The 24,493-nt window shown below is 43.8% G+C and carries 19 protein-coding genes; 4 read left to right on the top strand and 15 right to left on the bottom strand.

What is annotated here, in order from left to right:
- Positions 1-20: 20 nt before the first annotated feature.
- The gene (locus AC3EBE_RS08605) at positions 21-2,165 is read right to left on the bottom strand and encodes a heavy metal translocating P-type ATPase (RefSeq protein WP_488594606.1); all 2,145 of its coding nucleotides are present in this window, start codon (positions 2,163-2,165) and stop codon (positions 21-23) included.
- Entirely contained in the window at positions 2,158-2,526 is a 369-nt protein-coding gene (locus AC3EBE_RS08600; RefSeq protein ID WP_488594605.1) for an ArsR/SmtB family transcription factor, read from the bottom strand. Before AC3EBE_RS08600 ends, AC3EBE_RS08605 begins: the two co-directional genes overlap by 8 nt.
- A gap of 202 nt (positions 2,527-2,728) precedes the next feature.
- Here AC3EBE_RS08600 and AC3EBE_RS08595 point away from each other — a divergent pair, with 202 nt between their 5' ends.
- Complete coding sequence (locus AC3EBE_RS08595) at positions 2,729-3,220, top strand: PCYCGC motif-containing (lipo)protein (RefSeq protein WP_488594604.1); 492 nt, start codon at positions 2,729-2,731, stop codon at positions 3,218-3,220.
- Between the two features lie 297 nt (positions 3,221-3,517).
- On the opposite strand, the gene AC3EBE_RS08590 is transcribed toward AC3EBE_RS08595, so the two are convergent.
- Complete coding sequence (locus tag AC3EBE_RS08590; RefSeq protein WP_488594603.1) at positions 3,518-5,422, bottom strand: TniQ family protein; 1,905 nt, start codon at positions 5,420-5,422, stop codon at positions 3,518-3,520.
- A gap of 320 nt (positions 5,423-5,742) precedes the next feature.
- The gene (locus AC3EBE_RS08585) at positions 5,743-6,936 is read right to left on the bottom strand and encodes a PDZ domain-containing protein (RefSeq protein ID WP_488594602.1); all 1,194 of its coding nucleotides are present in this window, start codon (positions 6,934-6,936) and stop codon (positions 5,743-5,745) included.
- Positions 6,937-7,181: 245 nt separating this feature from the next.
- Here AC3EBE_RS08585 and AC3EBE_RS08580 point away from each other — a divergent pair, with 245 nt between their 5' ends.
- Positions 7,182-7,655 (top strand): hypothetical protein, encoded by a 474-nt coding sequence (locus AC3EBE_RS08580; protein WP_488594601.1) that lies wholly within the window; start codon positions 7,182-7,184, stop codon positions 7,653-7,655.
- A gap of 53 nt (positions 7,656-7,708) precedes the next feature.
- Here the strand turns inward: AC3EBE_RS08580 and AC3EBE_RS08575 are convergent, their stop codons facing one another.
- The 6 genes from AC3EBE_RS08575 to AC3EBE_RS08550 form a co-directional block, all read right to left on the bottom strand.
- On the bottom strand, positions 7,709-9,157 hold the full coding sequence (locus AC3EBE_RS08575; protein ID WP_488594600.1) for a S41 family peptidase: 1,449 nt from the start codon (positions 9,155-9,157) through the stop codon (positions 7,709-7,711).
- Between the two features lie 303 nt (positions 9,158-9,460).
- Positions 9,461-10,789: a murein hydrolase activator EnvC family protein gene (locus AC3EBE_RS08570; protein WP_488594599.1), complete on the bottom strand. Its 1,329-nt coding sequence runs from the start codon at positions 10,787-10,789 to the stop codon at positions 9,461-9,463.
- Between the two features lie 96 nt (positions 10,790-10,885).
- Positions 10,886-11,779 (bottom strand): permease-like cell division protein FtsX, encoded by an 894-nt coding sequence (gene ftsX, locus AC3EBE_RS08565; RefSeq protein WP_488594598.1) that lies wholly within the window; start codon positions 11,777-11,779, stop codon positions 10,886-10,888.
- Positions 11,769-12,455, bottom strand: a complete 687-nt coding sequence (ftsE, locus tag AC3EBE_RS08560) for a cell division ATP-binding protein FtsE (protein ID WP_488594597.1) — start codon at positions 12,453-12,455, stop codon at positions 11,769-11,771. Before ftsE ends, ftsX begins: the two co-directional genes overlap by 11 nt.
- Before the next feature lie 500 nt (positions 12,456-12,955).
- Positions 12,956-13,270, bottom strand: coding sequence for a cytochrome c551 (gene cccB / locus AC3EBE_RS08555; protein ID WP_488594720.1), 315 nt, complete (start codon positions 13,268-13,270; stop codon positions 12,956-12,958).
- A 50-nt stretch (positions 13,271-13,320) separates the two neighbouring features.
- Positions 13,321-14,160: a YitT family protein gene (locus AC3EBE_RS08550; RefSeq protein WP_488594719.1), complete on the bottom strand. Its 840-nt coding sequence runs from the start codon at positions 14,158-14,160 to the stop codon at positions 13,321-13,323.
- A gap of 778 nt (positions 14,161-14,938) precedes the next feature.
- Between AC3EBE_RS08550 and AC3EBE_RS08545 the strand changes: the two genes are divergently transcribed.
- Entirely contained in the window at positions 14,939-17,506 is a 2,568-nt protein-coding gene (locus AC3EBE_RS08545) for a CoA-disulfide reductase (protein WP_488594596.1), read from the top strand.
- A 100-nt stretch (positions 17,507-17,606) separates the two neighbouring features.
- Positions 17,607-18,167, top strand: a complete 561-nt coding sequence (locus AC3EBE_RS08540) for a hypothetical protein (protein WP_488594595.1) — start codon at positions 17,607-17,609, stop codon at positions 18,165-18,167.
- 67 nt (positions 18,168-18,234) lie between these two features.
- On the opposite strand, the gene prfB is transcribed toward AC3EBE_RS08540, so the two are convergent.
- The 5 genes from prfB to AC3EBE_RS08515 all read right to left on the bottom strand — a co-directional run bounded on the left by prfB (position 18,235) and on the right by AC3EBE_RS08515 (position 24,489).
- Positions 18,235-19,345, bottom strand: a protein-coding gene (gene prfB, locus AC3EBE_RS08535) for a peptide chain release factor 2 (RefSeq protein ID WP_488594594.1) whose coding sequence is annotated in 2 segments (ribosomal slippage) — positions 18,235-19,272 and positions 19,274-19,345 — 1,110 coding nt in all. Because the reading frame shifts where the segments join, the coding sequence is not laid out codon by codon here.
- 223 nt (positions 19,346-19,568) lie between these two features.
- Positions 19,569-22,082: a preprotein translocase subunit SecA gene (secA, locus tag AC3EBE_RS08530; protein WP_488594593.1), complete on the bottom strand. Its 2,514-nt coding sequence runs from the start codon at positions 22,080-22,082 to the stop codon at positions 19,569-19,571.
- A 242-nt stretch (positions 22,083-22,324) separates the two neighbouring features.
- Positions 22,325-23,167, bottom strand: coding sequence for a DUF1028 domain-containing protein (locus AC3EBE_RS08525; RefSeq protein ID WP_488594592.1), 843 nt, complete (start codon positions 23,165-23,167; stop codon positions 22,325-22,327).
- A 108-nt stretch (positions 23,168-23,275) separates the two neighbouring features.
- The gene (gene hpf / locus AC3EBE_RS08520; RefSeq protein WP_488594591.1) at positions 23,276-23,821 is read right to left on the bottom strand and encodes a ribosome hibernation-promoting factor, HPF/YfiA family; all 546 of its coding nucleotides are present in this window, start codon (positions 23,819-23,821) and stop codon (positions 23,276-23,278) included.
- A gap of 284 nt (positions 23,822-24,105) precedes the next feature.
- Positions 24,106-24,489: a DUF8042 domain-containing protein gene (locus AC3EBE_RS08515; protein WP_488594590.1), complete on the bottom strand. Its 384-nt coding sequence runs from the start codon at positions 24,487-24,489 to the stop codon at positions 24,106-24,108.
- Positions 24,490-24,493: the final 4 nt, after the last annotated feature.

The raw sequence follows: 24,493 nt of genomic DNA, 5'->3' as shown, positions 1-24,493 counted from the left end.
TGAATACCCCGTTCGTAAAATTATTCTTTTACCCTCAAAAGTCGCAACCCATTTAAAGTTACAATAAGAGTAGCCCCCATGTCGGCAAATATCGCGATCCATAAGGTAAGCCATCCAGGTATTACTAGCAGAAGTGCGATAAGCTTGATCGCCAGGGAGAATGTAATGTTTTGCTTAATGATCGTTAGGGCTTTTCTGCTAAGTTTAATAGTAAACGGCAGTTTCTTGAGATCGTCGCCCATTAGAGCAATGTCTGCAGTTTCCAATGCCGTATCAGTCCCTGCTCCTCCCATGGCGATTCCTACAGTGGCAGAAGCTAGAGCAGGTGCATCGTTGACCCCATCTCCAACCATGGCCACTTTACCATGTTCATCACGCAGTTTCTTGATAAATGCCAGTTTATCCTCCGGAAGAAGTTCCGCTTCGATGTCAGACACTCCGACCAATTCACCAATTGCATTTCCAGTCCCTTTATTGTCACCAGTCAGCATGATTGTCTTCTTTATACCAAGTTCATGCAGTCTGGCTATAGTGGACCGGCTGCTTTCCCTAACTTCATCTGCTACTGCAATTAACGCTGATAAACCATCTGTGGTGCCAACAACCATTACTGTTTTTCCTTGAAGCTGTAATTCACTTATTTTTTTGCTAGTTTCTAGTGAAAAACTGTTATCTAGCAGCTCTTCAAATAACTTTGGATTCCCAATATAGTAAGTTAATCCGTTTATTGTTCCTTTTATCCCTTTTCCCGTAATCGATGAAAAATTCTCCACAACTACGTCCTTGTAAGATATTTCTTTTTCCTCTGCTTTTTTTATTATCGCTGATGCAAGAGGATGCTGAGAATTATATTCTAATGCAGCTATGATACTCAGCTGCTCATATTCATTCTGCTCATTATCAAGCATTACATAATCAGTAACTGCAGGTATGCCTTTTGTTAAAGTACCTGTTTTATCAAATGCGATGGCGTTCAGCGCCCCCGCTTCCTCAAGATAAACTCCGCCCTTGATCAAAACCCCATTCTTTGCTGCATTCCCTATTGCCGTTACAATGGCGACCGGTGTTGATATGACAAGTGCGCAAGGACAGCCGACAACAAGGACAGCAAGACCTTGATAAATCCATTCGCTCCAGTCTGCCTGGAATAACAGTGGAGGAACAATTGCCACCAATGCGGCGACTAAGATAATGACAGGTGTGTAGTATTTCGCAAATTTATCGACAAAAGCTTGCGATGGGGCCCTTTCCGCCTGAGCTTCCTCTACCAGATGGATGATTTTCGCGATCGTTGTATCATCGACCCTTTTTGTTACTTCGACCTCCAGTAAGCCTTCTGTATTCAATGTACCTGCGAAAACATCATCATCCAAGGATTTTTCTAGCGGTACTGATTCTCCAGTAATTGCTGCCTGGTTGACGGATGAATATCCTTTAACCACGGTTCCGTCCATAGCAATTTTTTGACCTGGCTTCACGATCATGATATCACCAATTTGGATATCATCTACTTTAATCAATAATTCCTGGCCGTTTCGACGGATGAGAGCTTCTTTGGGCGCGATATCCATTAATGACCGGATTGAAGCCCGAGCCTTATCCATGGAATATTTCTCAAGGGCTTCAGATATTGCAAATAAGATAACGACTACTGCACCCTCGCTCCATTCGCCGATAAAGCCAGCACCTATGATGGCAATCGTCATGAGAGTTCTCATGTCAAACTCTAATCGGAACAGATTTTTCAAACCTGTTTTAAATAAAGAAAAACCTCCAATTAAGATGGCTGCTAGAAAAGCAGCGATCGTTGGCAGACTCTCTTCGCTATTAATGGATTGAGAGACATATCCTAAAATCACAAACAGCAATGAAGCCAAAACCGTGGAATATTCCTTCCAGAATGGTTCTTTTTTCTGTGGTGCTATCTCACCTTTTTCTGGATAAAGTTTTAAATTTTCAAAGGCTCCTGCCTTTTCCAGTTCTTCAATCGTGGTGTTTCCATAGACCGTTATTTTTGAAGCACCGAAGTTTACATTAGCATCATAAACACCATCCAGGTGTTTAACGTTCTTTTCGAACTTAGTGGCGCAGCCAGCTCAGGTGAATCCTTCAATACGATAAACTTGCTTCTCAGCACTTTGGTTTTGTCCTAATTCCTCAGTCAAGGCTGCTCAACTCCTTTTGATGTTCAAATGCGATACTAATCAATTGTTTTACATGATCATCCGTAAGTGAATAAAAAACCAATTTCCCTTCCTTCCTATACTTAGCCAAACCCATATTTTTAAGCAGACGCAAATGGTGAGACGCAGTTGCAGTTGAAGCCCCTACAATATGGCCAACATCACATACGCAAAGCTCTTCCTCTAAATATAGAGAGTAGGCTATTTTCATTCTTGTATCATCGGATAATGCCTTGAAAATTTTGGCCACATCTTTTGTCACTTCAGGATTAAGTATTGCTTTCACACGATTAACCCTTTCTTGATCCACACATGCCACTTGACATACATCGGTTTCCTTCATAAATCCACCTCCATCAAACTATATTCAAATGCTTGTTTGAATATATTATATTCAAAAGTATGTTTGAGTGTCAAAGATTAATTCACTTTTCGTTTAGGATTCTATATTCTTATACATTTATTTCATTAATCAAAGGAAGCTTAGAATATGTTATAATTGTATCTAAATCAAAGCATAATGTAGAAAGTGTGGTTATAATAAATTGAAAAAATTCATTATACCAATGATTATTGGCTCTTTTTTAGTTTCGGGCTGTTCCTCAAGTAATACTGAACAGTCCAATGAAGAACATAAGGACAGTCATAATACCCAAGCTCAGCCGACATTAAAATATGTACTGGGCAGCAATGATTGGTCTTCTGTCACCACTTTAACGGATGATCCAAAGATTTTAGAAGCTTATCAATTTGCAGTAGAACACCCTGAAGTTTTAAATTATATGCCATGTTACTGTGGTTGTTATGAAGAAGATGGTCATACAAGCAACACAAATTGCTTTATAGACTCGGTAAAAAATGATATAGCCAACCTAGATACTATGGGCTTTGGCTGACCAGTTTGCGTAGATATCGCCCGTGAGGCGAAACAAGAATTTGAAAAGGGAACTGACCTGAAAACAATCAGGGAAAATATAGACAACAAATATAAAGGCGGGGGTAGTGAACCTACACCAACCCCATTACCAAACGCATAAAGGAACAGATTCTTCAAAATCAATGTCTTTTTCTGAGTAGTAAACCCTTAATCAATATAAATATTAATTCGAAATTAACGAATTAACGATTAGATTTTTATAGTACAAACTAGCAATTAGTAGTATATTCCGAAAAAGAATTAGCAAAGAAATTTGTAAAATCAGCACTCAAAAAGCTCAGAACCATAAAAGGGTCTGAGCTTTCACTTTTTTACTATTGAACAAAACACACCCGTTACTTTAGGTATTAATTCAAAAGATTTCAAAAACATTTAAGTAAAAAAACTCACAAAGGAGTTAGGTATTAAATCTTTCAGACTTTATACTTTCCTTTTCGAATGATATAACTTCCAATGTTCTTTCATATAAACTTATACTTGGTGACTCTAAACCAAGTTTATCTATATCAGTTCTTCTAAATAAATATCCACTACTACCATCTAATGTATAGCCGGTAACAGGATAGATACCTTGTTTTCTTAATAAATTTACAATATTACTACTTGAAGTTTTGAATACTTGTAAAAGTTCATTAAGAGGGACAAAATCGTTAATAAATTCCTCCACCTCAGAATATCCAAATGCCACTACTTCTTCACTTCCAATAAAACCCAACCTTCTCCAAGAAACAAAATTGTGATATGTTACTCTCAACAATTCACATACTTCCCCAACACCTAAACGTATATTTTTCTCAATGAACTTCTCATACCTGAAGATTTTTATATATGATAAAACTTCCGTTAATTTAAAATAATAACTTTTAAATGGTCTTTCTCCTTCCACTTTAAACATATTTACCGATCCGTTTATTAATCCGTCAATTAATTCAATAAACGAAATACCTCGAACTGCTGCTCGATTGTTAAAATTACTGAATGAAATTAAGGTTTTATCTTTTATTCGTTCCTTCGGTATTATAATAATATTCTTCTCTAATTTACTAACTAACTCTTCTCCAAACCTAATGTCATAATACGATTTTTTCTCATTTTTCTTACTAAATATTTCAATTCTTTTTATCCAACCATTTTCTTCAAACATATTAATATTTTGAGTATTTAATCCGAGATAATCCGCTAATTCTTTTTTGAATACAATAAATTTTCTCATTTGAAGGAAGTTATTAATTGAGTCAACAGTTATACTTCTTGTTTTATATGCATCATTATGTATTTGCTTAAACTCAACAAGTATTCCCTTTTCGATTAAATTATTTATAGATGGGTGTCCCATATTTAGTAATTTTAATACATTACCATATGACATTAAATTAGATTCCGTATTAAAGTTCTTGAATATTACCGGTCTTTTTGCTTGCCTTTCAAGATAACTTCTGAATTCCTCAATATAAACTGAAAATACAGGCTCGTATAATTTAGTATAAAAATCCCTTTTTATATTAGTAATGAATTTTTCATTTTTACTTTTATTAAGAGAATCTACAAAGTTATATGGCCAATTCAGGAACATGTTATAAACTGAGATGAGTTGTTCAAATAAATCCTGCTTCTCTGTATTTATCTGATTTATTCCTATACCGTTTCTCCCTTCATTTAAACGATACCAAAATGAATGGATCAGTTTCGTTAAGGAATAATACTCAAGCTGATTGATTGGTGAATTATCAAAAACTTTATATAGTTTTTTGCCATAATAAGCATTGGCAATAATTCTACTGTGTAAAATTCCACTCTCTTTTAGATGAACTTTTGGCAAATTAATTAATCTATAGCCACAGTTGCATTTGTTGATATCTGTCCTGATTGATGAAATCTTTTTATTACAATTTGGACATATATTTATTAGGAGTAATGAATGTATAGGACAACCCATGTTTATTTTTAAATTCCACACCTTTTTAATATAGGTATCCTCTTCAAAACAAGCTGGACAGATTTTATCATATTCTGTATTAGCATGGTCTTTAAAACTGCAAGGGTCACCCGTACTTTCGAACAAATCAATATCCTTAACAAACGTTAGCCCCCATAATACAGCTTCCTCTATTCTCATTAATTGTGCCAAGGGATATAAGTTTACCTTCTTAGGATTTGGCTTTGCTAATTGTCTACTATCAATACCAACTAATTTAGAAATCCAACTTAAACTTTCATATTTATTAACCTGACACGTCCTTAATAAGAAACTTGTAAAGGTCTCGTCGGCTTTCGGTAATATTGTCAATAATAAACTCTTCATATCTGTTCTTCCTTGAATTTTATTTATCAGGCAACATAACTGGAAATTAATAAACCGTTAGCCCTGATATAAAATGTTATAAAATTGATTGATATTTCTGTCTATTATAACAAATAAAATATAAAAGCCGCACCCCTTTAAATTGGGCTGCGGCTTTGACTATCTGTTGTTTATACATAAAATGTTAATTATTTTAAGTACAATAAAATATTCCTAAAATTATGGAAGTATTCCATTAAATTGAGAAAAGTGTTCCGAGTAATTTTGAAATCCATTCCGGTGAATTAAGATACTATTCCGGAAGTTAATAAAAAATTACATTAAACCGCTGTACTTCCCCACTTCTTCTCATCCTGAACAAACAGGATCCCGAGCTCGTGGTGATCGCCTTCATAAAGGGCACGCTGAACGAACCGGATTTGCCCGTTTGTGTCCAGGACTTCGAGCTTGCAGTGGGCGCGATTCCGGGATAATGCTTCATAGAATGTCTTTTCATCATGAACCGCAGATCCATTCACTTTTGTGACGAGCTCTCCTACGCCAAGGGCCATTTTATCGGCAGGTGATCCCGGCAGAATTCCGAGAATCATGACTCCGTGATTTTTCTTAGAAAAATAGAATGGCCTGTTGTCCTCTTGAATCTTCTGCGCTAATGTCAAAATTTCCCGTCCGATGATCGCCACTGCAGCCGCAGCGATTGAAGCAATCGGATACCAGTATCCCGCTGCGGCGATAAGTGCAACCGCGATTCCAAGGCCGATTACCCTGCTGCCCAATTGCTGTACCGCTTCGGCTGGCAGCATTCCCTGGATTTGCTGATGCATCCCGATTGCAAACGGAACGAGAATCAAGCTATATGTATTGTCGCCAATTGCAAACACCGGCCACCATTCAAACGGCAGCGTCAGCACATTACCCGGTACAAGCAGGAATGCCGGCAGCAGCCAGAGCCGTTTTACCTCATGGACCCCAACCGTTTGCCCGCGCTTGCTCTTGACCAGCTTAGGAGATGTCCCCTTTGATCCGTTCTTTAAAATCAGAATCCCTTCCCCGATGACCAATAACGCCAACAGAATCGCTATGGAAGGATAGATTTTCTCGTTAAGCCCTGCAAAAGCATCCTCCAGAAAAGGCAGGCTGATTTTTTTGCCGGATAGAAAAATCAGCGCAAAAAATGCCGCTCCTACTGTATAGGCAGGTGCCAGCAGCCTGATGCTCGTTGTCAGCCCGAGCAGGAGCGTGATGGCTGCAGTCATAATAACAGCTGCCAGCGGTATAGTTAAACCCATGGCAATCGTTATCACCGAGATGATCAGCCCAAGCAGCAGCCCGAGCGGCAACAGCTGCCTGAGTTCAAAATATGCATCCATCGCGCGCACCGTGAAATTTTTCCGTTCGCGTTTCACTCTCGATACGCCAAGTACCGCTGCAACAATAATTGATAGATAAAACACAGGGTGAAGCAGAAGCTTACCCGTCCCTTTTAGCAGTTCGATGATCCAATCTTGAGCCACCCCTATGTCACCAGCCTTTGCGTCCTCAATAAATTAGTATGATATTAAGCTTATTCTATCAAATCTGAACATTAAAACCTATTAATAGTTTTGGAATCTGTCTGGGATTTTTTTCTGCTTCCAGATGATGGTAATATATTACCATTTTTACCATAAGCCATATCTTCTGATTGGATTATATAGTATAAATGGGTTGAGGAAGAAATGTCCGGTATTTTTATAACTGTAAAGGAGTGAACGACTTAATGGACTTATTAAGATTAAGAAGCTTCAGTGGAAAAATGGTTTTAGCAAGTGTAATTGCTATAGGCGGCATTGCAGCTGGTCCGCTGACCGGGCTGCCGGTTTTAACACAGGAGGCATCAGCGGCTATGCATTCTTTCCAAAACTGGCTTAAGATTATCAACAGTAAGACTTTAGCTCACGGCACAAGTTTTTCAACCAGCCATTCCATTGACCATAAGGAAAGGACTTCACTTTGGTATATAAAAAATGAGCATGGAACAATAAAAATGAAAGGGACGAACATTGTTAAGTATAGTACGACAACGAATGATGGGCATACCACATGGAATACTGCCGAATTAAAGACTGATGTTTCCAGTTTAAAACCAGGAAAATACTCACTTCTATATATTTATAATGTCGGGAACACCACATATCGTTCAAGTCAGTATTTTATCATCAAGGCAGATGGCAGCCTAGCCTACTATTATTAATAGTCTTAGAGAATGAAAGAAGGACTTCAATCGCTATTGAAGTCCTTCTTGTTTTATCTAGCCATCAGCCTCAAAGCAGTCTGCAGCTGGATATCATTTTCTTGCTTCTTCATTTCAGCTCGTGCTGCATCCTCAAGGGCAGCTGCCGTCTTCGCGTTAATCACGCCGGTAACCTTCATGCCATTTTTTCGCTGGAACGCTTTAACTGCCGTTTCGGTTGCCTCGTTAAAGTATCCATCCGTGCGGCCTGGTTCAAAACCGATGCCTGCAAGGATTTCCTGTGCATTTTTCACCTGTTCATTGTTCATATCGAGCTTCAGCGGTTTTTCGGCCTGGATTGGATGCGTGTCAAAAATAGCCGGCTGGCTGACCTCTACGGTTGGCTCGACCCCTTTTTTATGAATCCAATTTCCATCTGGAGTCAGCCACTTGAACAAGGTCAGCTTGATATTGCTACCATCGCCCATCGGTACTGCCTGCTGGACAGTGCCCTTGCCGAAGGTTTTCTCGCCAATGATCGGATATCCGCCTGCTTCCTTTAACGCCCCCGCAAGGATTTCCGATGCTGATGCGCTGCCTTTGTCAGTCAGCACGCCAATCGGGTAGTCCTTTACTTTTTCCAAAGCAGAGAAGAAACGTGTCTTTTCCCCGCTGCGCTCCTCGATTTGATAGAGCGGCTTATCCTTGGCGATCAATTCGCGTAAAATCTCTTCTACACTTGAAAGCAGCCCGCCTGGATTTCCGCGCACATCAATCAGCAGGGAATCCATCCCTTCTTTTTCAAGAGCCTTCAGCTCCTTTTTGAACTCCTTCGAGGTGTCCTCGGAAAAAGAAGTGATCTCCAAATACCCAACCTTTTCGCCATTCACTTTTTTCATATCAGCATGGACGGTGATTTGCGGAATCTCATCCCGCACTACTTTTACTTTAAGCGGCTCCTTCAGGCCCTTCCGTTCGATTTCGAGCTCGACGGCCGTTCCCTTTTTGCCGCGGATTTTTAGGGTCGCCTCATAGAGATCGAGCCCCTCAATGCTTTCCCCATCCACCTTAAGGATCTGGTCATTCGGCTTCAAACCTGCTTTTTCTGCCGGAGAGTTCTTAAATGGCGAGACAATCATGATTTTGCCGTCAACTGTGCTCACCTCGGCACCGATTCCTTCAAACGAGGATTGGAGGGTGTCGTTGAATTGTTTGGCGGTTTCCTTGTCCATATAGACGGAATACGGGTCATCCAGGGTGGAGAGCATCCCCTTGATCGCACCTTCAACGAGCTTTTTTTCCTCGACCTTTTCTACATAACTGTTAAAAATCAAGCTGTATGCCTGTTCCACTTTTTCCAGACTGTCAGGATTGCTTGCCCGGACTGCGGTATCGGCCTGCGGCACAAGCTGGCGTTCCAGGACGCCTGCATTGCTTCCGTACCACTTCATGCCGGCATATGTACTTCCAGCACCTGTAAGCAGCGATCCCGCCATTAAAAAGGCAATCCACTTCCGTTCCATTGCCATGCTCCTCTCTGTTTACCGCAACATGCTCCACTGCCGTAAATTTTTCTAGTAATCTGCTTTCCATTATATGACGGAGGTGGACAGGGTATGAAGGATTAATTTTTCTAGCAGGGGCTTAAAGGGAGATGATTAATTTTTTGCTGGGGCTTAGACGGAGGGATGATAAATTTTTTATGCAGGGGTTCAGGGGGATCATTAATTTTTCAAACAGCGGCTTAGAGGGATAATTTACAAGTTTCCTAGTTCGTTCAGCGGGAAAATAAAAAAGGAAGAGACATAGTCTCTTCCGATTGATGTTTATGGTAAAACGCTAAGCGGGTCAATTGCATTTGACTTAGAAGCATTCCATTCGCCTCTATGTACTTCAAAGTGCAAGTGCTGGCCGAATGATTGGCCTGTGTTGCCCATGATGCCGATTTGCTTGCCTTTTGATACGACTTCACCGCTGCTTACATTGCGGCTGTTCATATGAGCGTAAACCGTTGTATAAACCTGTCCGTTGATTGAGTGTGCAATGAAGACTGCGTTCCCGTAGCTTGATGAATAGTAAGAACGGATGACGACGCCGACGGCGGCAGCAACGATTGGCACGCCGCTTGCTTTATTGGCGATGTCGATTCCAGCATGGAAGTCGCCCCAACGCTGTCCAATACCTGAAGTAAGCCTTCCGTTAGCAGGCCACATGAAGTTGCCGCTAGATACTGGTGGAGCAGATTGCTCTACTGCAGGAGCCGAGCTTCCGCCGCCGCTGTTCCTTTTGGCCTTTTGTGCAGCAGCCTGCTGAGCAGCGCGCTGTCTTGCCTCTTCTGCCGCTTTTGCACGTGCAGCAGCTAGTTCAGCCTGGCGCTTTTGTTCAAGCTCGATCGCTTTCTGGATTGCGGAACCCTGGGCTGCAAGGATTTCGTTTTGTTCCTCAAGCTTTAGATTTTCTTTGTGCAGCTGATGCTCTTCATGCTTAAGCTGTGCCATCAGCTTATTCTTTTCACGGATTTTCGCGTTCAGGCTATCTTTAAGCCCGACCAAATCCTGCTTCATACGCTGAAGCAGTGCAAGCTTCGATTCAACCTGCTGCTGCTTTGTTTCAAGATCTTTTTTATCTTTTTCATGCTGTGTGATAATATCTTTATCAGCTTGTACAATTGTTGTCACTGCACTGACACGGTCGATAAAGTCGCCGAAGCTCTGAGCCCCAAGAAGGACATCCATATAGCTAACAGTTCCGCCGCTGAGCTGCAGCGAACGGGCGCGGTCCTTAAGCAATTCATTGCGCTTTGCAATGCGCTCTTCAAGGACCTTGATTTCACCTCTTAATTGAACGATTTCTTGATTCGTCGTCTCAATTTCGGCATTCTTCGAAGCGATTTTGTTTTGTGCATCTTCAACTGCCAAGTCCAGTTTTTCCACTTGGGTTTCGATCTGGTCCTGCTCACTTTGCAGTTCACCGATCTTGTTTGTCTTTTGTTTGATCTGGCTATTGACACCGGAGCGCTTGCTCTCGATCTGGTCTCTTTGTGCCTTCAAATCAGAAATGCTTGCTGCTGTTGCGGTATTCACTGTAAATGGGCTAACGAAGGCACCCAGGCTTAAAGTACTGACTACTGCTAGTGAGAGTATCTGTTTTTTCACTAGAACTATACCCCTCTCATACTTTTGATAGTTTCGTAACTTCTCTGTCTTTCTATCGATCGTCTATTGGTTTTTAAGTGTTTGCTAGATTGCTGGTTACACTTTCAAGAACTTGCGGACGGACATGAGACTTCCCCAGATTCCAATCGCAGCGCCCATGATGATCAGGATCGCTGATAATTGATAAACAAACGGGTTGAATTCAAGCAATCTAATGAAATGGTCCTTCAGTTTCTCGTTGAGGAAATCGTATGCATAGTAGTAGGCACTGGATACGACCGCAATCGGGATGACTGCTCCGAGAATTCCAAGCCATAATCCCTCAAGGAAGAAAGGCCATCTGATAAAGTTATTTGTTGCCCCGACAAGCTTCATGATTTCAATTTCGCGCCTGCGGGCCATAATCGTGATTTTAATCGTGTTTGATATCAGGAACATTGCTGTGAACAGCAATCCGACAATCAGCACAAGGCCGACGTTCCGGCTGATTTTTATAAAACTGAATAGCTGTTCGACCTTGCCCTGTCCGTATTTAACCGAAGCAACGTATTCAAGGGGTTCAATCTTCTTAGCTACTTTCATTGTATCGGTAGGATTTTTCGTCTTTACGACGAACACGTCATTTAAAGGGTTGTCTTGTTCAAAAAGCTTATAGGCTTCTCCTTCGTCACCCATGCTATCTATCAGCCTTTCGAGTTCTTTTTCCTTAGGAGAATAAGCTATATCTTTGATCCCGGGAACTTGTTTGATTTTCTGTTCCAATACCGCTTTATCTTTGTCGTTCGCTGCCACATCCACGTGTACGCGGATTTCAACATCCTCTTCGATAGTGGATGCCACTTTATTCAGATTCATCATAATGACGAAAAAGACACCGACCAAAAGCAAGGTGACCGTTACGGCACTTACGGATGCAAATGTCATCCAGCCATTTCGGCCAAGACTTTTGAAGCTTTCACGGACATGGCGGCGGAAGGTTCTAGCTTTCATATCCGTATTCACCTTTCATTTCGTCACGCACGATCCTGCCGTTTTCAATTGCAATGACACGGTGCTTGATGGTGTTGACGATTTCTTTGTTGTGGGTTGCCATTACAATGGTTGTTCCCCTTAAGTTGATTTCTTCAAAGATGTTCATAATCTCCCATGATGTTTCAGGGTCAAGGTTACCAGTAGGCTCATCCGCGATGACGACTTTCGGTGCGTTCACTATTGAACGAGCGATGGCAACACGCTGCTGCTCCCCGCCCGACAGTTCATTCGGAAGCGCTCTTGCTTTATGCTTAAGCCCGACGAGCTCCAATGTCTCCATGACACGTTTCTTGATGTACTGAGGCTGTTCCTCGATTACTTCCATAGCGAATGCCACATTTTCATAGACTGAAAGAGTCTGCAGCAGCTTGAAGTCCTGGAAGACGACCCCGATGTTGCGGCGCAGTAAAGGAACCTTGCTCGCCTTCAGCTTGGCAAGATTCACACCATTGATTGTAATGCTGCCTTTAGTTGGCTTCACTTCACGATACATCATCTTTATAAAAGTAGATTTACCAGCTCCGCTGGGTCCTACTACGTATAAAAATTCACCTGGATCTATATGAACATTTATCCCGTTAGCGGCTGTAACACAGTTCGAGTATGTTTTATACACATCTTGCATATCTATCATTTCTGTATCACCTTAGACTGTTTGTCTTATAAATCCCCTAAAACTCGACAATTTGTAACAAACCTATTATAGCATCTATCTATCTCAAAAAAACCCTTTTCTATATTACAGTTTCTTTTCAAAACGGGAATTTTTAACCATTTACTTCCTAATATTCTATATTAAACTAGGAATTTTACAAGCAACTTATAGAGAAATTTAGCTAGAAACCGCGTATTTTGCCGCCTTTCCAGCATGAGGGAATAAGTGAAATCTTCAGTAATATTTCAAAAGTATAACGACCGTTTGACAAATTATGTTATGGAAGAAATGTGAACTTTTTTAGGGGGTGGAAATGGGTCTGGCGGGAAGAGACGAGATGGATGGATGGATGGATGGCTTTAGCACTTTAAAGGACCGGGGGTCAGACCCCCGGTCCTTTAAAGTGCTAAAGTGCCTGGTTAAATTAAAAACGTCCTGAGAGGTTCAGGACGTTTTGCTTTGCCGTACTTTGGTTTTGATTACTTCTTGTTCGCGAGCCACTCTGCTACAGCTTTTGCGTCGTCGCCTTCAAGCAGCTTTGGAGGCATGGAGCCTTTGCCGTTTGCGATTGTGCTTTCGATTTCTTCTTGAGATAGGCGTGATCCTACGTCGCTAAGCTTAGGCCCAACTCCGCCTTCAAGATTGCCGCCGTGGCAGCTTGAGCATTTTTGATTGAATAGCTTTTCTGGATCTGCACCAGCCTTGTCGCCGCCAGCTTCATCTCCGCCGCCACCGCCGCAGGCTGCCAGTGCTAAGGAAGTTCCCATTAATAGAGCCAATAATTTCTTCTTCACCATAACTCCCCCTAAGAAAATTTTACATACACAGCTATTTTATACCAATGTCATGCCCGTTTAAAACCCTCGCCCAATACCTCTGAAGCATCCATAACAATGACAAATGCAGCAGGGTCAATGGATTGGACCAATTGTTTCAATTTGGTGAACTCTGTTTGATCGACCACGCACATGATGATTGGCCGTTCCTGATCCGTATAGCCGCCGTATGCTGATAGTTTTGTCACTCCACGGTCGATTTTATTCAAAATTGCTTCACGAACTTCTTCCTGGCGGTTGGTGATGACCATCGCCATCTTGGACCGCCCAATTCCAACCTGCACCAGGTCGATTGTTTTACTCGTCACATAAAGCCCAATAAGCGCATATAAGCCGCGTTCGATATCAAACACAATCGCTGCAGACAGAACGATCATGCCGTCGATCAGTGCGACACAGGTGCCGAGCGGCAGTCCAGTGTACTTATGGATAATCTGTGCGGCCAAATCCGTTCCGCCAGTAGAAGCATTTCCCCTAAAAAAAATGCCTAGTCCCAAACCAACTCCAATGCCGCCGAATAACGATCCAAGCAGAGGATCCATCGTCCACGGACTCCATTCATTCGTCAAAAATACGACAAATGGCAGGAAGATCGTCCCCGCAAGGGTTTTATACCCAAATTGCCGGCCCAGTAAAACAACCCCGGCGATGAACAAGGGGATGTTGAACGCCCATTGCACATAAGCTGGCTCCCAGCCTAACGTCGCATCCAGAATCGTACTGATCCCGCTCACCCCGCCGGAAGCGACCCGATTTGGCAGCAGGAAAACATTAAAGGATATCGCTACGATTGCTGAACCAATCAATACATTTACATATTCGAATACCTTTTCCAAGGCTGGATTCATTGTATGACTCCGTCTCTTTTTCAACTTCCTATCCCCTTTTTGAAAATCTCAGATTGTCTTTTTTAAAGGCTCTTTTCTAATACTTTGTTGCTATTCTATAGGCTTTTGAAATTCTTCAAAATGGTTTATTAAAGGACGCTTTGCAATAAAAGGCTGTTGATTTCCGTTCCAGGCGCTTCGCTTTCCTCGGGGCGTGCGGTTGCCTCCTCGTCGCTTTGCTCCTGCGGGGAAAAATGATCCCTTCTTTTGGGATCATTTCTTCCGGGGTCTCACCTGTCCCGCTTCATCCCGAAGGAGTCTGCGCGCCTGGAACGAAGAGCAACAGGATCTCAATTCAACATTGGTGAAAGCAACAATCTTTGCGAAAAAGCCTATTTAAATATAAAATGAGGACATTTTTTCACAAGCAAAAATAATCCTGAACTGGAAGAGTCACCATATGCCGTCAGTGAGTATAGCACGTGTCGAAAAAGCTGTAAATGCTAATGGTGTAACGTGTTAAAGTGATAAAACATGTGATATTTTAATAAATTTTTGCGTGAGTTTGTGAAATTATGAACAATTTTTGACGTTTCTCCAAATACCCTTACCCCTTACTGTACTTTGTGATATATTTCACGTATGGAGGCGATCACATGATTAGTCTTTCCTGTAAAACAAAAACCGTATTCATTTCCATACCGTATTACAGCATCTGGCCAGACTGAAATACAGAGCAATTTTTTAAAACAACTTAAAAACTTAAATAGATCAATTTTAAAGAAAGAGGGTAATCATAATGGCTAAAAAAGTAGTAATCGTTGGCGGAGTTGCAGGCGGCGCGACAACGGCAGCCCGTTTAAGAAGATTAGATGAACAGACAGAAATCGTGATGATTGAACGCGGTGAATATATTTCTTTCGCAAACTGCGGACTTCCATATTATATCGGCGGAGCGATTCAGGAACGTGATGCATTGCTCGTGCAGACTGTTGAAGGCATGTCTAAAAAATTCAATATGGACATCCGCAACCTGAGCGAAGTGTCACGCATTGACCGCGAACGCAAGGTGGTTGAAATCAAGAACCTGAAAACAGGCGAAACTTATGAAGAAAGTTATGATGTCTTGGTTTTATCACCAGGAGCAAGCCCAATCAAGCCTCCTATTCCTGGAATCAATGAGGCCGATGCACTTTTCACATTGCGAAACATCCCTGACACAGACAAAATTAAAGCTTATGTAGATGAGCAAAAACCACGAAAAGCTACTGTCATCGGCGGCGGTTTCATTGGTGTCGAGATGGCAGAAAACCTTTGGGAGCGCGGAGTTGATGTAACGCTCGTCGAAATGGCTGACCAGATCATGGCGCCGATCGACTTTGAAATGGCTTCTATTTTACATCAGCACCTGCGCGAAAAAGGCGTCAACCTGGTTCTCGAAGACGGAGTGAAATCCTTTGAACAAAACGGCAGGCTGATCAACCTGAACAGCGGCAAGCAGATCGAGACAGATTTGGTGATCCTTGCTATCGGTGTCGCTCCGGAAAATAAACTGGCTAAGGAAGCAGGGCTGGAATTGGGTCTTCGAGGCGCAATCCGCGTGAACGAACGCCTGCAGACTGCAGATGAAAACATTTACGCAATCGGGGATGCCATTGAAGTGAAGGACTACATCAACGGCCAGGCTACACATATTCCGCTTGCATGGCCGGCTAACCGCCAGGGACGCATCGTCGCTGACCATATCAATGGCATTGACTCAAAATATCAAGGGACCCTTGGAACATCAATCGCAAAGGTGTTTGATATGACTGTCGCCGCAACAGGCAACAACGAAAAGACATTGAAGCGACTTGGCATCACGTATGATGTCGTGCACGTGCACCCAAGCTCTCACGCCGGCTACTATCCTGGCGCCTTCCCAATTGCGCTAAAATTAATCTTTGACCGCGGGACAGGTAAAATCTTCGGTGCGCAGGCTGTGTCTTACGATGGAGCTGACAAGCGCATCGACGTACTTGCTACCGCAATCAAGGGCGGAATGACCATTTTTGACTTGCCAGATCTTGAGCTTGCCTATGCACCTCCATATTCTTCTGCAAAAGATCCAGTCAATATGGCAGGCTATGCAGCTAAAAATATTGCCGAAGGCCTTGTGGAAACAGTACAGTGGCATGAAATCAATGACATCCTCGCAAACGGCGGCTACCTGATCGATGTCCGTGAACCAATCGAGCGCGACATGGGCATGATCGAAGGCTCTGTCAACATTCCGCTTGGCGAGCTTCGTGAACGCCTGGATGAAATCCCTCGCGGACAAAACATCTACGTGTACTGCCAGGTCGGCCTTCGCGGCTATCTTGCTACACGCATCCTGATGCAGGCTGGCTTCAAGGTCCGCAATCTGGATGGCGGCTATAAGACATACTCTTGTGTATACGAGCCGGATGCGAGCGAGAACTGCGGAACGCCGATCAGTGATAATGGCGTCGCTCAGCGAAATCATGCGATGGAGGAGATTGCTGCTGGGGCTGGGGAGGCTAGCGTAGGGGCAGCTATTGCGGAGACTCCAGTTGTGCCGGTGGCTCCCGTTCCTGTTGCTGTTCAGCCCGCTGTAAAAACAACATTGGATGCTTGCGGGCTGTCTTGCCCTGGCCCAATCATGAAGGTGTATAAAACGATTGGTGACATGAAGGATGGCGAAGTGCTTGAGGTTCACGCTACTGACCCAGGCTTTGCCAAGGATATCAAGGCATGGTGCGAGAAGACAGGCAACAAACTTGTCAGCAACAAGTTTGAGGATAAGAAGTTCAAGGCCCAGATCATGAAAGGGAATGTGGTGGTACCTGTGAATGCAGTTGCTGCTCCGGCTGAAGTTCCTGTCGGAGTCCCTGCTAAAAATGGCGCGACGATGGTCGTCTTCAGCGGCGACCTTGATAAAGCAATCGCTACCTTCATCATCGCGTCCGGCGCTGCGGCAATGGGCAAAGAGGTAACCTTGTTCTTCACCTTCTGGGGACTGAACATCCTGAAGCGCAACGACGCACCGTCAACCGAGAAAGACATGATGGCGAAAATGTTCAGCATGATGATGCCAAAAGGCGCAAACGACCTGCCGCTTTCCAAAATGAACATGGGCGGCATGGGCGCCAAGATGATCAAAACCGTCATGGCCAACAAAAACGTCGACAGCCTCGAAACTTTGATGAAGAACGCCATGGAAGCCGGCGTAAAGCTAGTAGCCTGCGGCATGAGCATGGATATCATGGGCATCAAGAAGGAAGAACTCATTGACGGAGTTGAGATCGGCGGGGTTGCTGCTTATCTTGGCGATGCTGAGGATTCTGGGTTGAATTTGTTTATCTGATCTAACTGGAAAGCGGTCCTTGAGAGGGCCGCTTTTTTTAATATCCAAATGGGATCTGGCATATATAATAGATTTATCTTCTTATATTTTGGGAGCGATTATGGTGGATAAAAAGATCTTATTAGCGCTACTCTGTTTAGGTTTAATTTTATCGATTTATTATTTTGCATCATCTTCTAATAAAACTACCAATCCGGAGATTCCTGGTACATCTTTGGAAAAAGTAATCTGTGATCAAGTTACAGCCAAATTTGGGGATTGCAAGAGGATTCTTTTGTATGATGCAGACTCAAACTTAGTTTTTGCCGAGAGCAGTGTGGGAATTATCCCGATACTTACCAATAAAAAATTTACAGATTTCCAAAAGTTCATTTATCCGATTATGGATTTCCAGGAGTTTAAGGAAGAGAAAGCGGAGAGAGGACCTATAGATTGGCGTGTGGATAACAAAGTGCAACAGGATTTATCTATGATCTACGGATTTGCTGAAGATGAAGCGAAGACAATCGTAATAAACTCTGAAGGCAATATACAGCCAAACAGGTTTTACGTTAGCGATAATTTGTGGGTTTGGTATGCCACGGTCAAAAAAGATAAGGTTAAACTGCCAGTTAAGATGACAGTCTATGGTCGAAATGGGCAAATTATCGACGGAGAATAAAAGTGACTGCTTGAATTTTATATTACCGCGCAAAAAATCCCCCGCCAACCCGGCGGGGGACTCCAATTTACTCACCTAAACTCAACTTAGACCTCAAATAAGCATCAATAAACATATCAATATCCCCATCCATTACAGCCTGGACGTTACCGGATTCGGCGCCGGTACGGTGGTCCTTGACCATTGAATAAGGATGAAAGACGTAAGAACGGATTTGGCTTCCCCAGCCAATTTCCTTTTGCTCACCACGGATTTCGTCCAATTCAGCCTGCTGCATCTCAATTTCGCGCTGGTAAAGCTTTGCCTTCAGCATCTTCATTGATGTTTCTCGGTTTTTGATCTGTGAACGCTCCGCCTGGGAGGAAACTACGATACCTGTTGGGATGTGCGTGATACGGACGGCTGAGTCAGTCGTATTGATGTGCTGGCCGCCGGCACCGCTCGCACGGTACGTATCAATTTTCAGATCTTCAGTACGGATATCGATTTCAATTTCATTGTTGAACTCCGGCATTACTTCGCACGATACGAATGAAGTATGGCGGCGGCCTGAAGAGTCAAATGGCGAAATACGCACCAGACGGTGTACCCCTTTTTCAGCCTTCAAATATCCGTAAGCGTTGTGGCCTTTGATCGCGAGCGTGACACTCTTGATTCCAGCCTCATCTCCAGGCAGATAATCAAGCGTCTCAACTTTGAAGCCGCGCTTTTCAGCCCAGCGTGTATACATCCTAAGGAGCATGGAGCCCCAGTCCTGTGATTCCGTTCCGCCAGCACCAGGATGCAATTCAAGGATGGCATTGTTTTTATCATACTCTTCACTCAGAAGAAGCTGGAGCTCAAATTCATTCATGCGTTCAACGAATTCTTTCAGCTCCTTCTCAAGCTCCTCCTGTAGCTCAGCGTCGTTCTCTTCCTTTACAAGCTCATGAGTCAGATCGAGATTCTCATACGTCTCATTCAGCTCATAAAACACATTGACCTGTTCCTTCAGCCCATTTGCCTCGTTGATGACAACCTGTGCCTTCTGCTGGTCATCCCAGAAATCCGGGGCAAGCATCATGTCATCAAGCTCAGCTATACGAGCTTCCTTGTTTTCGAGGTCAAAGAGACCCCCTAAAGTCCGCTAATTTCTTAGCTGTTTTCTCAAGCTCATTCCTGATATCCGCTAATTCCATTTCGTTCACCTCATAGAAAAGTTATTTACTATTATATCTTCTTTGGAGAATTATTTCACACCTGGCACCAAAAAAAGAAAACCAGCGGAAAGTCCGCCGGCTTCAATCCTTTAAAGCACCGGGGGTCTGACCCCCACCGCTTTAACGCTTTAAACTGCCGGGGGTCTGACCCCCGGTGCGTTAGTGTGGTAAAGCGCCACGTCGCGCCGCCCTACCCTATCTATTACTCTGCCTTACCGCAGCAGTTCTTGTATTTCTTGCCGTTGCCGCAGATGCATGGGTCGTTGCGGCCTACGTCCATTGTTTTGGTGACTGGCTTTTTCTTTACTTTGCCGCCTTCGTCTTCTTTTGGATTCACGGCATGGCCTTTGGCAACTTCTTCACGCTCGAGGTTGCTTCTGATTTCGGCCTTCATGATGTATTTCGCTACGTCTTCTTCGATGGAGAGAATCATGTTCTCGAACATCGCGAGGCCTTCATGCTGGTATTCGCGCAGCGGGTCGATCTGTCCGTATGCACGGAGGTGGATACCCTGGCGAAGCTGATCCATCTGGTCGATGTGGTCCATCCACTTCGAGTCAACGGAACGAAGCACGATGACTTTTTCGAACTCACGCATTTGCTCGTCAGTCAACTGGCTTTCTTTTTCATCATAACGCTCTTTGACTTTCGCAAGGATTGTTTCCACAATCTCATCTTGCTCTTTGCCGCGAAGGTCTTCGACTGTGATGTCTCCTTCGTGAAGCAGGTTGCCGTTCACGTAATCAATGATGCTGTCAAGCTCCCATTTTTCCATATCCTCGCCTGCTGGCGTATGGGCAGCGACATTGCGCTCAAGGGAAGACTTGATCATCGTTTCAACGATGCTGCGCAGGTTATCGGATTCGAGTACCTCGTCGCGCTGCTTGTAGATGATTTCACGCTGCTGGCGCAATACATCATCGTACTGAAGCAATTGCTTACGGGCATCGAAGTTATTGCCTTCAACACGCTTCTGTGCCGATTCAACCGCCCTCGAAACCATTTTACTCTGGATTGGCTGGCTGTCATCCATGCCAAGACGCTCCATCATCGATTTCATATTGTCAGAACCGAAGCGGCGCATCAGTTCATCTTCCATAGAAAGATAGAACTGCGTCACACCAGGATCTCCCTGACGTCCGGAACGTCCGCGCAGCTGGTTATCGATACGGCGGCTCTCATGTCGCTCTGTACCGATAACAGCAAGGCCGCCAAGCTCCTGGACGCCTTCGCCCAGCTTGATGTCCGTACCACGTCCGGCCATGTTTGTGGCGATCGTTACAGCGCCCTGATGACCAGCTTCAGCGATGATTTCCGCTTCACGTTCATGGTTTTTCGCGTTCAGGACATTATGCTTGATGCCTTTTTTCGTCAAGTAATTTGAGATCAGCTCGGAGGTTTCGATTGCAACAGTACCAACTAGAACTGGCTGTCCCTTATGGTGGCGCTCAGCAATGTCCTCGGCAACCGCCTTGAACTTCCCTTGCATCGATGCGTAAATCAAATCCGGACGGTCGTCACGGGCAATCGGACGGTTTGTTGGAATGCTAACAACGTTCATATTGTAAATGTTGCGGAATTCCTCTTCCTCAGTCTTCGCTGTACCGGTCATACCGGAAAGCTTCTCGTACATACGGAAGTAGTTCTGGAATGTGATCGTCGCAAGCGTCATGCTTTCGTTCTGGATATCAAGACCTTCTTTTGCCTCAATCGCCTGGTGCAGACCTTCACTGTAGCGGCGGCCCTTCATCAAACGGCCAGTGAACTGGTCGACGATGACAATCTCGCCGTCCTGGACGACATAATCAACATCGCGATGCATGCTCGCCTGTGCTTTTAACGCCTGGTTGATATGGTGAAGCAATGTCACATGCTTGATGTCAAAAAGGTTCTCGATCCCGAAGGCGCGCTCTGACTTCGTGATCCCTTCCTCCGTCAGCTGGACACCCTTCGTTTTTTCATCATATGTGTAATCCTCTTCACGCTTAAGCGTGCGCACGAAAGCATTCGCCTGGATATACAATGCGGCAGATTTTTGCGCAGAGCCGGAAATGATCAGCGGCGTACGCGCTTCATCGATCAAAATAGAGTCAACTTCGTCAATGACGCAGAAGTGCAGCGGACGCTGAACCTTCTGATCCATGTAAAGCACCATGTTGTCACGCAGATAGTCAAAGCCAAACTCATTGTTCGTACCGTATGTGATATCGGCACGGTACGCTTCCTGCTTTTCTTCCTTCGTCATGCTGTTCAAGTTCAATCCGACAGTCAGGCCAAGGAACTCATACAGCTGGCCCATTTCCGTGGCGTCACGGCTAGCCAGGTATTCGTTGACCGTGATAACGTGAACACCCTTGCCAGTGATCGCATTCAGGTAAACCGGCATCGTCGCTGTCAGCGTTTTACCTTCACCGGTTTTCATCTCGGAGATATTCCCTTCATGCAGGGCAATACCACCCATCAGCTGAACCTTATACGGGTACATGCCAAGCACGCGCTTCGCCGCTTCGCGCACGACCGCAAATGCTTCAAACAGGATGTCATCAGCAGACTCGCCTTTTTGGTAGCGCTCCTTGAACTCAGCCGTTTTCTCCCTTAACTGCTCGTCCGAAAGTCTTTCAATATCAGGTGCAAGCGAATCGATTTGATCCGCCATCTTCGTAAGCCTTTTAATATCGCGTTTATTCTGGTCGAAAATTTTCGTTAAAATCCCCATACAGACGCTCCTTTTATCAACTGAATCTAGTTGTTATCAATAATCGATCTTGTCGGTTGCTTTTTATGGTAAAAATAGTCCCAAAGAAAAAAGATTCGCTGTGAATGCACCGAATCCCTTTTAGAAAAATTCGATTTATTTCCCCTTCTATCTTACCACTTACACCATAGAGTGACAACTGATGCAGGATGGCAGGGCGTCCGTAAAAAATCCCTCTGACTTATATCAGAGGGATCCTGCAATTATTGGTTTTTCATAAACTCCAAAACTTCCAGGTCGATTTTCCCCTTCTCCTGCTCTCTTTCCTCGAAGTTCTCCGTATGGATATAAGCAGTCAGGGCTTTGTGCAGCTCTTCATCATCAGCCGGATCAGCTGTTAAATATTCCAAACGCTTTAAATGTGAAGCGATTTCCGTTTTCACATCCCCTTCAATTGCAACAACATTTTCCGGCTTAGCTTTGGCAAAATAAAGCTGCTGAAGGCCATAGATACGGATCAGTTCTTTAATCGGTTCTGGATGGTCATCAACGCGCAGATCGATATAACGGTCGTTGTAGCCACCATAGCCGCCCTTCTCTTTTACCACAAGCAGAGCAGCAGACTGCTGGCCCCTGCGGTCTCCACCGGCTTGCTGACCAGCATATAGAGCTGTCAGTAACCGATGAGCAAGCGCCCCTTCTGTTGACTGAAACATTTCTGCCATCCTCTGAACCGTATTCTCATCTACTAAAATATTACCCTGCGCTGCGAAATGCTTGCCGGTCACTCCGCCTGCCCAGTCATAGCAATATGTACCTGTAAAAGTCGCAGCATTTCCCTCAGCATCAATCAAGCCAACCTGGCGCATTTCCTTGTCAGGGTCATTCTTCGTGATCAGCTCCATCACTTCCTGAGCCGATTTGCCCTGTGCCATCAATTCAAGCGCCTGCGGACCATAAGCTGTATTCGCGTATGACTGCGTCGCAACAGCTCCTACCCCTGCTTTTGCAAAAGGAACAACCGCCCCTACTCCAAGAAACTTGGATTGCACGGCAATACCCCATTCTTTTTCCTGCGGATCATAACCAACGATTGAAAATGTCATTTAATTCGCCTCCTGTAAAAATATTTCGGCATTCGGTATAAATATTCCTTTTCCAGACACAATAAAACCCACAGCCAATTTCTGACTGTGGGTCATTTGCTTGTGAAGTTATTGAGCTTCAATCAAACCATAACGGCCGTCATTACGCTTGTAAACGACGTTTGTCTGGTTTGTTTCAGCGTTTGTGAAGACGTAGAAGCTGTGGCCCAGCATGTTCATCTGCAGGATCGCTTCTTCGCTGTCCATTGGCTTCAGGTCGAAGCTCTTAGTACGGACAACTTCAAGATCCTCATCTTCGTCAACCTGCTCAACTTCTGTGAAAATTGGAACGAAGTCCTTCAGGCTTTCCTTATCACGGAATTTGCGGTTAACCTTTGTTTTGTGCTTGCGGATTTGGCGCTCCAATTTGTCAGTGATCAAATCGATTGCCGCATACATATCTTCATGAGTTTCCTCGGCGCGGAGCACAAGGTCCTTCATTGGAATTGTAATTTCAACTTTCGCTTTTTTATCTTGGTAAACTTTCAGGTTAACGTTCACATTAGCATTGGGTGACTCCGTGAAATAACGCTCAAGCTTAGCAACCTTCTTCTCAACATACTCTCTGATTGCTGGAGTTACCTCAATGTTTTCTCCACGAATGTTGTAGTTCATAGTGGACTCCTCCTTTGGGATATGACTATGTATTACTAATTCTATTTTACCCCAAAGAACTCCTTCAAAAACAGTCAGAAGATTTGACGATTTTATGTCTGTTTTTACTGTCAGAATAGTAGATATTTTGTCAGAGGCTGTCCAGATAAAGAAAACTCGCCGATTGGCGAGCCCTCAGGGCGAAGACAGAGGCGTAGTTGCCCTTATGCGTTAGGAAAATATAAATTTTTTCAAAATTTATATTTTCCTATTAGCCATGGAAAAACCGCCCGAAATTGGGCGGTTTAAAGGATATAATAAGGTTTTAATTCCAGATCGATTTGTCCTCTCCAGGTTAAAAAAACCGGATAGATTTTTTTGCTGATAATTTGTCCAACTACTACGATGTTGTCTTCATGTTCAAGCAGTTCCGTTGCATCAAGTACCTCTATGAACTGTTCGAAACACCTTAACAGGGCCGGACTTTCCATAAACTGATTGGATATGATTGAATGCGAGTCATCTATCTGCGAAAAAGCCAGGAGGATATCCTCCCACAGGTCCTTTGCCCCTTCAAATCTTAACTCCTCAAAACAGACCAGCATATGTTCAAACGCTTCCTCAATTGTTTCCAGCAAGCCCGCATACTGCTGCACCAGGAGGAATTTTTCTTCACTTAAGGTTGTCATCCAT

The sequence above is a fragment of the Mesobacillus sp. genome, assembly GCF_057785455.1.
This window is presented reverse-complemented; position numbering and strand designations above follow the sequence as displayed.